Raw genomic sequence first — 14,039 nt, 5'->3', positions numbered from 1 at the left:
CAAAGGACGATATTATACGAGTTGAGAAAGAAGGAATCTGCTATGAATACAAAAGCAGGGAATTTGAACAATCCTATTTACCCTATTATGATTGCGATTGCCGTTGCACATCTAATTAATGATACGATGCAGGCTGTTATTCCAGCGATGTTCCCGATATTGAAAAGTGAGTTGGGTCTAACGTTTACGCAAATCGGACTTATTTCATTTGTTTTAAATATGTTTGCCTCTGCCTTGCAACCTGTTGTAGGCTTTGTCAGTGATAAAAAACCGATGCCCTATGCATTGCCGATTGGGATGATTAGCTCCTTTATCGGTATTGCAATTATTGCTTTTACCTCTCAATATTGGGTAATCCTTGTCGCTGTTTTATTTTTAGGTTTTGGCTCTGCTGTATTTCATCCTGAAGGGTCACGTGTATCTTTTATGGCAGCTGGATCAAAAAGAGGATTAGCACAATCGATTTATCAAGTTGGTGGTAACTCTGGTCAAGCATTAGCGCCATTAATCAGTGCTTATATTTTGGATATTTTCGGACAACGTGGAGCAGCGATGGTCTTACTATTAACGACAATTGGCATTATTTTATTGAGCAAAATTGCAGGTTGGTATAAAAATCAATTAGAGCAGGAGCGTAAAGCGAAAACAAAACGTATACTTGTTTCTAATTTACCGCCTTTGACGAAAAAACAGGTAGGTATTGCACTAACATTATTATTTACGATTATTTTTGCACGATCATTTTATACAACTAATATTACAAGCTTCTATGTATTTTATTTGATGGATCACTATGATATTAGCTTGCGTCTTGGTCAAATGCTTATTTTTGCTTTTATGGCTTTTGGTGTTGTCGGCACATTTTTTGGTGGTTCATTGTCAGATCGCATTGGTCGGAAAAATGTCATTTTACTATCCGTTGTTGTACCAATGCCGTTTTGTTTAGCCCTACCATATGTGCCATTATGGGCGGCGATCCTATTTTTAATCATTATTGGTACATTGATTATGATTAGCTTCTCTGTAACAGTTGTGTATGCACAGGAGCTAGTACCTTCTAAAATTGGAACGATGGCTGGTTTAACAACAGGCTTTGCATTCGGTATGGGTGCTGTTGGGGCGATGGTAATTGGTATATTGATGGACCATAAAGGAATTGATTTTACAATGATGGTTGTGTCCCTATTACCACTGCTGTTACTTGTAGCCTTTCTTTTACCAAAGGATAAACCAGCTTCGATGGCATAATGAAAGCCATTCGTAGGCAATCGACATGACTTCGTAGATATTCGACAAATGTTTATTGTGCAAAAGTGTAGTGTAATGTAACGTCAGCAATAAAATAAAAACGTGCTCTCACAATGAGAGCACGTTTTTTTGTCAATTAGGATAATGGTGATAAAAATTCAGCTGGTAATTTTTCAGGCTCTAATAAATAGCCTTCTGATATATGCACCTCATGCATTTTGTCATTGTAGGAGAACTTAAAGATTCCATTGTCAAAGTCTGTACCGATTTCTTTAAAGAAGATTCCTTCAATGGCTAACTGCTTTGGACAAGTAAAGGCAATTTTAAAGCGGTCATGCTCTTTTATTAAATAAGCTCGAACACCTTTTTCAAAAATGTCATATACTTCGTCATCTGTTGGGCGTTGGACAGCCACGATATGAAAATCAACAAAAGGGATTTCTTTCAATAACACATTGAGGAAGGAGCCACGCATAATTTCCTCCCAACGACTTTGGGCACTTTGACCAACAATAATTTGTGAAATGGCATGTTTTTTAGCCACTTCTGCAATGACTTTTTGGACGGGGCGTGTTTCAGCGTCAAGAAGAATAAACTCCTCCACGTCAAGCTCAACGGATAGAGCCTTCCATTGTTCAATATAACCAGATTTTTCTGCGTCGAAGGCATCAAAGGGTTGAGGGTCTACCGAAAGAATATAGAGTGGGCAATCTAACATAGATGCCATTTTATGACCTCTTCGTATTAAGCGTTCACCGTTTTGACCATAATACACACATACTAAAATACTTTCGTCTAAACGCCTTTTTGTATGCTTCATAAAAATTATACACCTCTTTTAGGACGAATTTTGAAGAAATGGTAGTAAAAAAGCTAAAACCAATGCTGTTACAGTGCAATCCATTTATCTCGGTTCAGCAAACGTTCATTTGCTGAACCGAGATAAAAGCCCCAGCAGATGTCATGGATTTTAAAAAGGAACTTTTTCGAGCAAGCTCGAAAAAATCCAGACGCAATTACGCTGGAGCGTAATTGATTTATATTGTATACTTAAAAATGTATAGAATTTGTAGACAATATATCAGAATAACTTGAAATAGTAAGATTTAGTTGATATAGGCTAAATTCCTATGCATTATATGTCACATTATTATGCAAGGAGTTCCACAAATTAGTCAAGTCCACAGCACTCCGATATTCAAATATACATTATAGGAGGTTTCTTATGGCCATTCTTTTTCTAGCGATTCTTTTCCCATTTATTTGTGCCGCACTCGTGTCATTGCTACATAAACGATTGAGGCGTATTGCGCACCTAGGTTGGTTTATTTTACCGATACCACTTATTATATTCCTTTTCCTTATACAGTACATTCCTCAAATAGCTGAGGGTAAAACATTGATCCATACATATAAATGGATTCCCTCTTTCCATATTAATTTTACAACCTACCTTGATGGCCTTAGTATGATTTTTGGCTTATTGATTACAGGCGTCGGTAGTTTAGTGATATTGTATTCTATTTTCTATTTATCAACGAAAGAATCACTTCATCATTTTTACTGCTATTTACTACTATTCATGGGCGCAATGCTTGGCGTCGTCTTCTCAGATAATTTAATGGTGCTGTATACGTTTTGGGAGTTAACGAGCGTATCTTCCTTTTTGCTTATTGCCTTTTGGCATCATCGAAAAGCTTCTCGTGCAGGGGCAAAAAAGGCGATGATGATTACGGTTTTTGGTGGCCTTTCCATGCTTGCAGGCTTCCTGATGCTATATGTAGCAGCAGATACATTTAGTATTCGAGGAATAGTAGCGACCCTTGACATCGTAAGTCAACATGCACTCTTTATTCCAGCACTTATTTGTATTTTACTCGGCGCATTTACGAAGTCTGCCCAGTTCCCATTCCATATTTGGTTACCAGATGCGATGGAAGCACCGACACCTGTTAGTGCCTATCTTCATTCAGCAACGATGGTAAAAGCAGGGATTTATTTAGTTGCTCGCTTTTCGCCAATTTTTGGAGGAGAGGCCATTTGGTTTTGGCTTGTTAGTGGCATCGGATTAATTACATTATTCTGGGGTTCATTTAATGCTGTACGTCAAATCGATTTAAAAGCATTGTTAGCTTACTCAACAATTAGTCAGCTAGGTTTAATTATGAGCTTGTTTGGGCTAGGCTCTGTTGGCCATTATTACGGTTACGCAGATAGTACATTGTTATATACACAGGCTAGTTTTGCAGCATTATTCCATCTTATCAATCATTCGACATTTAAAGGTGCACTATTTATGATGGTCGGCATTGTGGATCACGAAGCAGGGACACGAGATATTCGTCGTCTTGGTGGGTTAATGGCATTGATGCCGATTACCTTTACTATTGCTGTGATTGGAAGTTTTTCGATGGCTGGACTTCCACCATTTAATGGATTTTTGAGTAAGGAAATGTTTTTTGCAGCGGTATTGGCAATTCGAGATGTAGAAGCCTTTTCTATTGCAGATATCGGTCTGCTTTTCCCGATGGTTGCATGGGTGGCTAGTATCTTTACTTTTGTTTATAGCATGATTTTAATTAGTCGTACATTTTTAGGAAGATTTCAACCTGAGCGATTGGATAAGAAGCCACATGAAGCACCGTTTGGCATGTTAATTTCACCGATTATTCTATGTGTGCTTGTTGTAGGGATTTTCCTTTTCCCGAATCTTATTGGCCATTATCTTTTACAGCCTGCCATGGCAAGCATTTATCCAAGCTTCCCATCCATTAGTGAGCTAACACCACATATTTCCGCATGGCATGGCTTTAATATGGAATTAGTGATGACGATTGGTGTCGTGATTATCGGTACCGTGCTCTACAAAACATTAAAGAGCTGGCAACCACTGTATCGCTTATTTTCCCAGCGTTACACGTTTAATGCCTACTATAATCAAGCACTAAGCTTTGCGGAAAGTGGCTCTACAAAGCTAACAAATCGTTATATGACGGGGAATTTAACACATTACTTTATCTATATTTATGTATTTTTTATTGCATTAATTGCTGGTTACTTCATTTGGTCAGATGCCATGGTTTTACGTGTGACACGGGATGCAGCAGTTGAATCGCATGAGCTCATTTTAGTATTTGTCATGATGTTTGCGGCGCTATGGATAGTGTTTGCTAAAGGGCGAGTGACAGCGATGCTATTAAATGGTGTGCTCGGTTACTCTATTGCTTTCTTCTTTGTGATTTTCCGTGCACCTGATTTAGCACTGACACAATTAGTAGTGGAATCAGTCACAACAGCATTGTTTTTATTATGCTTTAAATATTTACCAGATTTAATGCCTGAGCAAAAGCAAAGAAAAGCTCGGTGGTCACATGTGACAATCTCTATTTTAGTAGGCGCAACTGTGACGCTAGTTGGTCTAGCAGTTGTGCATTATGAACGATTTGAATCGATTGCCACGTATTTTAACGATGCTTATGAGCTGGCAGGAGGCTCTAATATTGTCAATACAATATTAGGCGATTTCCGTGCATTTGATACGATGTTAGAGGTAGTTGTTCTTCTGATTGCAGGCTTGGGTGTTTATACATTGACAAAGCTGAAGCCAAGAAAGGGGGAGGCAGACAATGAAAATTAATGATGTCATTTTACGTACTGTGGTGAAAGCGGTCGTATTCATTATTTTAACGCTTGGTGTGTATTTATTTTTTGCTGGACATCATGCACCAGGTGGTGGCTTTATTGGCGGTTTAGTGCTTGCCTCCGCTATTGTTTTATTATATTTAGCTTACGATATTGAGACTGTACATAATGGAATGCCCTTTGATTTTAAAAAAGTAGCGGCATTCGGCGTGTTACTGGCAACAGGTACAGCAGCAGGCTCATTATTTTTCGATAAACCCTTTTTAACACAGGCATACACATATGTGGAAGTACCAATATTTGGAGAAAAAGGGCTTTCAACAGTCACATTATTTGAAGCAGGTGTTGCATTAACTGTTGTAGGTGTTGTTGTCACGATTATTTTAAGTATAAGTGAGGATGAGTAGCCAATGGAATCTTTAATACTATTATTAGTTGGGGTATTAGTGGCTGTTGCGACCTATTTAATCCTCTCTAGACAATTGTTACGTGTTATTTTAGGAACGGCTGTCCTATCCCATGCCGCACATTTATTAATTTTGACAATGGGTGGATTGAAAAAGGGGGATGTGCCTTTATTAGGAGAATCGGATGGACCGTATACAGATGCACTGCCACAAGCTTTGATTTTAACCGCTATTGTAATCAGCTTTGCGGTGACAGCATTTGTCCTTGTCCTTGGCTATCGCGTATATAAAACAAATGGTACAGGAAATTTTGATGAACTAAGGGGGAGGCCTGATGAGTAATATCATTGTTTTACCATTAATAGTACCCGTCATTACCGCTATTTTACTAGTGTTTTTGCGTGAGAATATTGTATTGCAGCGTATGATTAGTTTAATGACGCTAGGTTTTGTCATATTAACAAGTATTGTTTTATTGATAGAAATTCAAGCGCAAGGTGTGATGCGACTTGATTTTAGTGGCTGGGCTCCACCATTTGGTATTTTATTTGTAGCAGATTCATTTGCTGTGCTGCTAGTATTGATTGCGAATATTGTAGCGAGCATTTGTGTCCTATTTGCTATTTACACAATCGGTTCGCATTTTGAAAAAATGTATTTTTATTCATTTGTTTTATTGATGGTAGCAGGTGTGAATGGTTCCTTTTTAACGGGAGATATTTTTAATTTATTTGTCTGCTTTGAGGTGATGTTGCTTGCCTCATATGCTTTGATTAGCTTAGGTGGCGATAAAGTACAGCTACGAGAAGCCTTAAAATATGTGCTGATTAATGTCGTAGCTTCGTGGATTTTTTTAGTGGCATTAGCCTTTTTATACGGCACGGTAGGTACATTAAATATGGCTCATATTGCGCTTCGTGTGATGGAGGCGGGGGCTGATCCGCTGATTACAACGGTAGCATTATTATTTTTAATTGTCTTTAGCTTAAAGGCTGGCTTATTGTTATTCTTTTGGCTACCCGGCTCTTATAGTGTTCCACCGACTGCGATTGCTGCTTTATTCGCCGCCTTATTAACAAAGGTTGGCATTTATGCACTTGTGCGTTCATTTACATTGCTCTTTGTTAATAATGTTGAAGTCACACATATGGTATTAGGAATAATGGCTGGTGTAACAATGATTGCAGGCTGTATAGGAGCAATCTCTAGTAAGGATGTGCGTACAATTGCTGCCTATAATGTGCTAATTGGTGTTGGCTTTATTGTAGCAGGTCTTGCGATTGGTACAGAATCCTCGCTACAAGGGGTTGTTTATTATTTAATGCACGATATGGTAGCAAAAGCATTGTTATTTTTAGCTGTTGGTTTAATGATCTTTTTAACAGGTGAAACGCTAATTGACAATATGAGTGGATTAATTCGTAATTACCCTGCTTTTGGTTGGATTTTCTTTATTACGATGTGTTCATTGGCTGGGATTCCACCATTAAGTGGCTTTTTAGGCAAAGTATTAATTGGACAAGGTGCGATTGAAGGTGGTCATTTTGTGTTATTAGGGTTAGGCTTCCTTTCTAGTTTATTTGTCTTATATTCATTGCTCCGCATTTTACTTGGCTCATTTTTTGGTGAAACGATTATTAGTCTAGAAGATGAGAAGCCACTAAAAGGTCGTGTGTTAATGCCACTGATTTTATTGACGGTATGTACGGTTGGCTTAGGTGTCGGTGCACAATGGTTAGCACCATATGTACTAGATGCAGGACAAACATTGTACACGCCATCCATTTATATTGATGCTGTACTAGATGGCGGGGTGAATCGCTAATGGCTATGCAGTTTATTTTAAATTTGTTTATCGCAACACTGTGGTTATTGTTAAACGATGAAATCAAGCCGCAACTTTCTACATTTTTAACAGGCTTTGTGGTGGGGATTGGTATTTTATATGCTATGCACCGTTTTTATGGTACACAGTTTTATTTGCGTCGTGTCTTTGCGATTTTGAAATTGTTTTGGCTATTTAATTGGGAGCTATTATTATCGAGCTATAGTGTGTTAAAGCAAATTACGACACCAAAGCTAAATATTACACCTGGTATTTTTACTTACAAAACGGAATTGAAGGGGGATTGGGAAATAACAGCTCTAGCCCTATTGTTGACATTAACTCCTGGCTCTGTTGTGATGGAAGTGTCAGAGGAGGGCGATATGTTCTATATTCATGCGATGGATATGGAACAGTCAAAGGATGCTGTTATTCGTTCAATCGGTAAGTTTGAACAAGCGATTATGGAGGTGACACGGTAATGATTGACAAGCTTTTATTAGTAGCACTTGCTCTATTTAGCATATCCATTGCGCTATCTTTGTATCGTGTGATTCGTGGTCCATCGATGCCAGATCGTGCAATTGCGCTAGATACGATTGGTGTTAATCTGTTATCAAGTATTGCGATTGTGTCGATTGTATTGAAAACGAAGGCGTATTTAGAGGCTATCTTAATTTTAGGGATTCTAGCTTTCATTGGCACGATTGCCTTTTCAAAATATATTGAAAGAGGTGTGATTGTTGAACGTAAATCAAATGATTGAATGGGCTGCAGTCATTCTTATTTTGATTGGCTCTATTGCGAGTGTGATTAGTGCATTTGGCATGCTGCGTTTGCCTGATGTTTATACACGCTCACATGCTGCAACAAAAAGCTCCACATTATCAGTGTTAACTTGTTTATTAGGTGCATTTATTTATTTTTGGGTGCATGATGGCTTTGTCAGTGTACGTTTAATTTTAGGTATAGTTTTCGTGTTTGTAACGGCTCCTGTGGCGGGGCATCTCGTATGCCGTGCTGCCTATCGCTCTCGTGTACCTTTAGCTAAGGGGTCGGGAGAGGACGAGCTGAAGCCAAAGCTATTTCCAAATGAATAGAATATGTAAAGTGACAAATAGAAAGGGAAGTTGTTCATATATGTGAACAGCCTCCCTTTTTATTATGTCTATTGAAAAACCAACTGATAGCCAGAGCCTCTTGTCATCACGATTTTAGCAGGCTGCTCTGGAATAGCATCTAGCTTTTTTCGTAGATTGCTAATATGCACTCGTAATGACTGTGTTTGGCCAATGCTTTCCTCGTCCCAAATAAGTTGATAAAGCTCAGAGGCTGGAAAGGCTTGTTCACTGTTTTGTGCCAAAAAGAGTAAAATTTGAAATTCCTTATTAGATAGGGCTAACACTGTATCATCAATGGAAACTTTGCCTGAATAGATATGGAAATGCAATGTGTTGATAATGATTGCATCTTCATTGGGCAAAACATTTTCAGAGAATTGTATAGATGGTGCTGGATTCCTTCGTTTGTATAAGCGTTCAATCGTTTTGAATAATCGATTTCGATCAATTGGCTTTAAAATATAATCTGTTGCTTGTACATCAAAGGCTTCCAATGCATAATGCTCATACGCTGTGACGAAAATGACATCCATCTTATGCGATAAGGATTCTATTTTAGAGGCAAGTTCAATGCCCGTCATTTCAGCCATTTCAATATCTAAAAATAAAATATCAGGCTTTAATACATCAATACATTTTAAGGCTTCCTTTGGATTTGTGAAGGTTGCCAGGACATTAATCATGTTACTCGTCTTTAACATTGATTCTAATAAATGGATCGCTAAAACTTCATCATCTACAATAATTGCCTTTAACAATATACTCATATCCTTTCAGCCATAATAATTGGAAATTTAATTTCAACAGTTGTTCCTTTATTATGAATGCTTTCAATCCATATAGTAGCATGTTCAAATTTCTTCAATCGCTTAGAAATATTACGAATACCAATACCTTGACTAGTGGTTATTTCCCCTTTTTGTAGTTTTCTTAAAAGCTCTTGGGGTATACCAGAGCCATTGTCTATTACTTGGAAAACGACCATCTGCTGTTCTTTTTTGATGACTAACTTTAATTGGCCCTCGCTATTCTTCGTTTTCAATCCATGAAGCAACGCATTTTCCACCAATGGCTGAAGCAATAGTGGAGGAATAAGGCATTGAATAGGTTCATCCATACAAATCGCCCATTCTAATTGCTCAGGATATCTTGTGCGATGAATATTTACATATGCTTTAATAAGATTGAGTTCCTTCTCCAATGGCACAAGACTATTGGCATTTTCAAAGGCGAAACTATTACGTAAGAATGTGGCAAAATCGGTAATCATGGAGCGCGTCTTCTCTAAATCTAAATAACTTAGGGATAGAATAGAATTTAAGACATTGTAAACGAAATGCGGTTTAATTTGTGCCTGTAAAAATGCAGTTTCCATTTTTACAGCGGTTTCTGTAGATTCTTTTAATAAAAGAAGATTTCTTACTCTTGTTTTCAACTCTGTTGTGTCCAAAGGCTTGTGTAAAAAATCATTTGCCCCAGATTGGAAGGCCGCAACCATATCCTCAGGGCGAATAGCGGCTGTTAACATTAAAATTGGTAGCTCAGCAGATGAATAATTGTTTCGGACAAGCTGACAAACTTCATAGCCAGAAAGGTTAGGCATCATAATATCTAAAATAAGCAAATCGACATCATGGTGTTTCGCTAATTGCTCAAAAACGTGCTCACCATTATCGACTGCGATGATATAATAGTTTTCTTTTTCAAGAATATCAATTAAGACACGTAGATTGATATGGTCATCATCTACAATAATAATTTTTCGTTGTCCTTTATTTTTTACAATATGAGGGAAGGTAAGAGATGGCTTCGTATTCTCTATTTTTTTCTTTCTTTTGTATACAGGCTCCATATAATGCTTTGAACCCAATGGTAGCTTGACACAAAAAGTTGTACCTTGTCCAATAGTAGACTGTACAGTGATATCCCCACCTTGAAGCTGAACAAGTTCCTTTGTCACGCTAAGACCAAGTCCTGTTCCATCAGTAGCATTTTCTAATTGCTGAAATGGCTCGAAAATCGTTTCTAAATACTCTATTGCAATACCACGACCCGTGTCCTTTACTTCAATAGCTAGAAAACCATTTTCTTCATAGCAAGAGATTTCAATTTTCCCATGGTTTGTATATTTCACCGCATTATTGATTAAATTATAAAGAATTTGCCGAAGTCTATTCTCATCTGCCAATACAAATTGACCACGTTCAATACGATTATCTATTACGACATCTTTGCTCACAAGATAGGAGACTATCTCCACAATCAAATGGGTGACAGAAAATAGGTCGACAGAGGTGATATGTAATTTTAATTCCCCCTCTTTTAATTTAGAAAAGTCTAAAATATCATTGACAAGATGCGATAACCGTTCTGAAATACTAAAGATTAAAGAAACCTTTTCCTTTTGCTCCTTTGTGAGGTTCTTCTCCTCCTTTGAATCTAACATCGATTGAGAAATTGCAACAATCCCATGCAAGGGTGTTCTAAATTCATGTGATGTTTTAGCAAGAAAATCATCCTTTAATTTATCTACACGTATAAGTGCCTCCGTTAACTTGCCTTTTTCTAAATATGAATCTGCAAAACGATGAGAAATATATAAGGATAGCATTGTTAAACAGACAAATGGTAATAATGGTGGCAAGGCATTTAACTCCAAATTGATATGTGTGTTAAATGTAGCAACGATAAAATAAAGAAAAACAGCTAAAGAGCTTAATAATAAATACATAACACCCGTTGCACGCTGGTAAATGGCTATAATTTGCGCATAAAAAATATAAACAATATTGGCAAAGACATAAAGAGAGTTTATATCTTGCAAGCGTGAATTGATGGTCGCAGGTAGTAACATCGTTAGCATCATGATAATACCGATAGTAGATAGTATCTTGACCACACGGTGATCCATATATTTTGGCAAAGCGCGGTAAAAATACAGCAATATTGTAAAACCAACCGACACACTAGAAGCCATTTGTATACTTTGAAATGGTGCATAGCTTATATCGGCAAAGGATAATAACAGCTTTTCACCATGGGTCAGCGTATAAAGCACACTAGCCAAACAAAAGAAAGCAAAGTAAAGCTGTTCAATATCTAACTTCGCATAAAGATAAGAGCCTAAAAAATAGATAAACATCGTTAAAAATGCTGCAAATGTGATTAAATCATAAAAAAGTGCTCCTTCACGAAGTTTCTTAATACTATACTGATCTCCAAGAAATAGTGAGCTAATAATGCCGCCCCCTGGTGCGTAATCAAAATTGGCTACATGTACAATTAGCTCTAACTCCTGTGTTTTAGGAGAAAAATAAGTGGTATAGGGCGTATTGTGAGGCACATAGTTAGCATTTTCATCAGGCTGTCCACTTTGTCCAACAAGTTCATCATTTATATAGAGAGCGTTTGACATACGAATGATATTTGTTTTAATCCCTAAAATTTCCCCAACATCCTTGATTAAAATTTTTAGTCGATAAGTACCGCTTGCAAATGCTGGCATCTTCTCACCAGCAGTCGTATATTGTGTCCATGCGGAAGGTACCTTGACGACATAGTTATCATATGCATCAAATTCTGAGCTACTTACCAATTTATTCGGCACAAACTCCCATTCGCCATCTAACTTGACAGATGTATTGTTATGGAAAGTGTAGTGGCGTAGGTCCATCACACCTTTGACTGCTTGAGGACCGTCAGAAGTAGGATGAGTAACGAAAAATACGACTACAGCTATACTGATTGTACTTATAATGATGATGAACAGTAATAATAATTTTTTCATTTATAATAAGTCCTTTCTCTAATGACTTACCTTACATAAAGAAGCTGTATGAGTTGGATTATACAAGACAGCATGGGCGATGGAAATAAGTAACGTGTGTAATGAATGTTAAGAAATTTTAACGTTAAAAAAGGAATACTTTTCTAGAGTTTATGCTAGCAGCTTTTTATAATGAAGGTATAGCTCCTTTACTATAATATTAGTATAAAATGTAATGTTAAGAAAAAATAACAATAAAAATGGAATATATTTATATAAATACATGTTGACAAGCACTATAATTAGATACATAAATAGCGAAAAATATAATTATTTATGTAGGATAGAAAAATATACTGCTATTTATTTTTTCTTAATATTCAGAAATATGAAGGGGGTATATCAATTATGGCGTGGACTTTTTCTTTAAGAATTACAAATGATACTGACCGAGATTTAGAAGTAGTAGAATCACAGCTACATTGGGGATATTGGAATACGGATGGTGAGGAGGATAAAGGCCCTCAACCTATTAGAGCAGGAGAGACCATACAAGCAGTAGGTGTTAAGTCAGCTTTTGGTACAAATGGTTATGAATTTTCATGTTCATGGAAGGATAATAACCAGAATAGTGAGGGTATTATGCAAGCTCCATATGGAGTAGTCAGCCTTTATGTCAATGTTCCATACAATAATCCAAATGAGGCAACTTGTCAGACAAATGGATATTTTGAAGTGGACGGATGGAATGACATTACACATGATGGTCATAATTTCATTCAAAATATTCGCATCTCTAATAAGATGGATAGATTAAGAAAAAAGGAACATATCAATAGCCTATATACAGATTGGTCTCAAGTGGAAGCTTTGACTGCTTTAGAGAATGTAAAGAATGTTGATTTGAATAAACATATTCCAAGCGGTGTTCACTTTGAAAAAATGGAGCTATTCCGAACGTCGGTTTTTACAATTTCTAAAAAACTATGGGCTGGTGTCAATGACTTAGATTTTAATAGCCTTTATTTGAAGCAGCGTGAAGTGCAAGATTATTTTTCTGTTGAGGTTACTTGTTTAAGAGCAGATGCTACCAAAATTGAAACAGTGACTAAGGGTGGGCAAATAACGGTTATTGATGAATATGCTTTATCAACTGCAAGTAAGGTAGTAGAGGAAAAGGTTAGCACGTTTGAATCTGCACTGAAATTTACAAATAAATCTTCTGCCTCTATGACTAAAGCAAAAATAGCAACTGTGGGTATAGAGAAAGAATTACAAATTGAACTAAAAGCAAAGTTTAATATATTAAATAATGTAACAAATGAGCAGCAACAAAGTGAGAAAAAATCAACAACGAGACAATTCAATGCACCAGAGGATAAGGATATGGATGTCGTGCCTTGGATATTTAGTAAAATGATTCTTCTTTATCGTACTGATAAAAACAATGTAACGACTTTGATTGGGGCATCTGAATGGGATTATGCTATTTTAAATCGCACTCATGTATACGATGTGATGGGTAATGCGAAACAAATAGTAACGACAGGAGGAGAGCAGTAATATGGCAACTTGGACTTTTTCATTAATGATTACCAATACAACAGACCGTGAATTAGTGGTCGATCATCCACAGCTTGATTGGGGTATTTGGAATACAGAAGATGTTGAAGAAAGGGGGCCACTAAATGTTCCACCTCATACAACGATTCAAGCACTAGGAATTAAAGCCTCAACTGGGCCAAATGGTTATGAATGCTCTTGCTCATGGAAAGATAAGGTTCCAGCTGGGGAAAAGTCTTATGGCGCAATTTCACTGTCATTAGATGTTCCACAAAAAAGTAAAAATCGAGCTACTTGCTTAGTAAATCATCAATTGCATGTAGATGGTTGGGAGGACTTGCCTGAGAAAGGTCATAATTTTGTGCGGTCTATTATTGTCAGTAAAATAGATTCATAGTCATTTATTTAGTGATGCCTTTTTCACCTGAAATATGGATAGATAGAATATTTTATTCAAGAAAAGAGAT

At 37.0% G+C, this 14,039-nt stretch carries 13 protein-coding genes; 10 read left to right on the top strand and 3 right to left on the bottom strand.

The window, feature by feature from the left end:
- The first annotated feature begins 42 nt into the window (after window positions 1-42).
- Window positions 43-1,248: an MFS transporter gene (locus tag OPF91_RS16840; protein ID WP_264990096.1), complete on the top strand. Its 1,206-nt coding sequence runs from the start codon at window positions 43-45 to the stop codon at window positions 1,246-1,248.
- 136 nt (window positions 1,249-1,384) lie between these two features.
- On the opposite strand, the gene OPF91_RS16835 is transcribed toward OPF91_RS16840, so the two are convergent.
- On the bottom strand, window positions 1,385-2,068 hold the full coding sequence (locus tag OPF91_RS16835; RefSeq protein WP_264990095.1) for a universal stress protein: 684 nt from the start codon (window positions 2,066-2,068) through the stop codon (window positions 1,385-1,387).
- A 405-nt stretch (window positions 2,069-2,473) separates the two neighbouring features.
- Between OPF91_RS16835 and OPF91_RS16830 the strand changes: the two genes are divergently transcribed.
- The 7 genes from OPF91_RS16830 to OPF91_RS16800 are packed head-to-tail and all read left to right on the top strand — an operon-like array spanning window position 2,474 to window position 8,222.
- Window positions 2,474-4,885, top strand: coding sequence for a Na+/H+ antiporter subunit A (locus tag OPF91_RS16830; RefSeq protein WP_264990094.1), 2,412 nt, complete (start codon window positions 2,474-2,476; stop codon window positions 4,883-4,885).
- Window positions 4,875-5,297, top strand: a complete 423-nt coding sequence (locus tag OPF91_RS16825) for a Na(+)/H(+) antiporter subunit B (RefSeq protein WP_264990093.1) — start codon at window positions 4,875-4,877, stop codon at window positions 5,295-5,297. The genes OPF91_RS16830 and OPF91_RS16825 overlap by 11 nt, the downstream gene beginning before the upstream one ends.
- A gap of 3 nt (window positions 5,298-5,300) precedes the next feature.
- Entirely contained in the window at window positions 5,301-5,639 is a 339-nt protein-coding gene (locus OPF91_RS16820) for a Na(+)/H(+) antiporter subunit C (protein ID WP_264990092.1), read from the top strand.
- Window positions 5,632-7,122, top strand: coding sequence for a Na+/H+ antiporter subunit D (locus OPF91_RS16815; protein ID WP_264990091.1), 1,491 nt, complete (start codon window positions 5,632-5,634; stop codon window positions 7,120-7,122). Before OPF91_RS16820 ends, OPF91_RS16815 begins: the two co-directional genes overlap by 8 nt.
- Window positions 7,122-7,604, top strand: a complete 483-nt coding sequence (locus OPF91_RS16810; protein ID WP_264990090.1) for a Na+/H+ antiporter subunit E — start codon at window positions 7,122-7,124, stop codon at window positions 7,602-7,604. The genes OPF91_RS16815 and OPF91_RS16810 overlap by 1 nt, the downstream gene beginning before the upstream one ends.
- Window positions 7,604-7,888: a Na(+)/H(+) antiporter subunit F1 gene (locus OPF91_RS16805; RefSeq protein WP_264990089.1), complete on the top strand. Its 285-nt coding sequence runs from the start codon at window positions 7,604-7,606 to the stop codon at window positions 7,886-7,888. The genes OPF91_RS16810 and OPF91_RS16805 overlap by 1 nt, the downstream gene beginning before the upstream one ends.
- The gene (locus tag OPF91_RS16800; protein WP_264990088.1) at window positions 7,866-8,222 is read left to right on the top strand and encodes a Na+/H+ antiporter subunit G; all 357 of its coding nucleotides are present in this window, start codon (window positions 7,866-7,868) and stop codon (window positions 8,220-8,222) included. Before OPF91_RS16805 ends, OPF91_RS16800 begins: the two co-directional genes overlap by 23 nt.
- A gap of 68 nt (window positions 8,223-8,290) precedes the next feature.
- Here the strand turns inward: OPF91_RS16800 and OPF91_RS16795 are convergent, their stop codons facing one another.
- Window positions 8,291-9,001, bottom strand: coding sequence for a DNA-binding response regulator (locus OPF91_RS16795; protein WP_264990087.1), 711 nt, complete (start codon window positions 8,999-9,001; stop codon window positions 8,291-8,293).
- 5 nt (window positions 9,002-9,006) lie between these two features.
- Window positions 9,007-12,030, bottom strand: coding sequence for a hybrid sensor histidine kinase/response regulator (locus tag OPF91_RS16790; protein ID WP_264990086.1), 3,024 nt, complete (start codon window positions 12,028-12,030; stop codon window positions 9,007-9,009).
- A 387-nt stretch (window positions 12,031-12,417) separates the two neighbouring features.
- On the opposite strand from OPF91_RS16790, the gene OPF91_RS16785 reads away from it, so the two are divergent.
- Together OPF91_RS16785 and OPF91_RS16780 are read left to right on the top strand one after the other, a co-directional pair.
- On the top strand, window positions 12,418-13,572 hold the full coding sequence (locus tag OPF91_RS16785) for a hypothetical protein (protein ID WP_264990085.1): 1,155 nt from the start codon (window positions 12,418-12,420) through the stop codon (window positions 13,570-13,572).
- A 1-nt stretch (window position 13,573) separates the two neighbouring features.
- Window positions 13,574-13,969, top strand: a complete 396-nt coding sequence (locus OPF91_RS16780) for a hypothetical protein (protein ID WP_264990084.1) — start codon at window positions 13,574-13,576, stop codon at window positions 13,967-13,969.
- Window positions 13,970-14,039 lie beyond the last annotated feature (70 nt).

The sequence above is a fragment of the Lysinibacillus piscis genome (assembly GCF_026012395.1).
Taxonomy (GTDB): domain Bacteria; phylum Bacillota; class Bacilli; order Bacillales_A; family Planococcaceae; genus Lysinibacillus; species Lysinibacillus piscis.
The sequence above is the reverse complement of the archived record's forward strand: the minus strand, read 5'-3'. Positions and strand labels throughout refer to the sequence as shown.

Bases quoted from the DNA above. Each gene is read 5' to 3' on its own strand.
- OPF91_RS16825 (WP_264990093.1), top strand. From the start codon at position 4,875: ATGAAAATTAATGATGTCATTTTACGTACTGTGGTGAAAGCGGTCGTA.
- OPF91_RS16815 (WP_264990091.1), top strand. From the start codon at position 5,632: ATGAGTAATATCATTGTTTTACCATTAATAGTACCCGTCATTACCGCT.
- OPF91_RS16830 (WP_264990094.1), top strand. From the start codon at position 2,474: ATGGCCATTCTTTTTCTAGCGATTCTTTTCCCATTTATTTGTGCCGCA.
- OPF91_RS16785 (WP_264990085.1), top strand. From the start codon at position 12,418: ATGGCGTGGACTTTTTCTTTAAGAATTACAAATGATACTGACCGAGAT.
- OPF91_RS16835 (WP_264990095.1), bottom strand. From the start codon at position 2,068: ATGAAGCATACAAAAAGGCGTTTAGACGAAAGTATTTTAGTATGTGTG.
- OPF91_RS16840 (WP_264990096.1), top strand. From the start codon at position 43: ATGAATACAAAAGCAGGGAATTTGAACAATCCTATTTACCCTATTATG.
- OPF91_RS16790 (WP_264990086.1), bottom strand. From the start codon at position 12,030: ATGAAAAAATTATTATTACTGTTCATCATCATTATAAGTACAATCAGT.
- OPF91_RS16820 (WP_264990092.1), top strand. From the start codon at position 5,301: ATGGAATCTTTAATACTATTATTAGTTGGGGTATTAGTGGCTGTTGCG.
- OPF91_RS16810 (WP_264990090.1), top strand. From the start codon at position 7,122: ATGGCTATGCAGTTTATTTTAAATTTGTTTATCGCAACACTGTGGTTA.
- OPF91_RS16805 (WP_264990089.1), top strand. From the start codon at position 7,604: ATGATTGACAAGCTTTTATTAGTAGCACTTGCTCTATTTAGCATATCC.
- OPF91_RS16780 (WP_264990084.1), top strand. From the start codon at position 13,574: ATGGCAACTTGGACTTTTTCATTAATGATTACCAATACAACAGACCGT.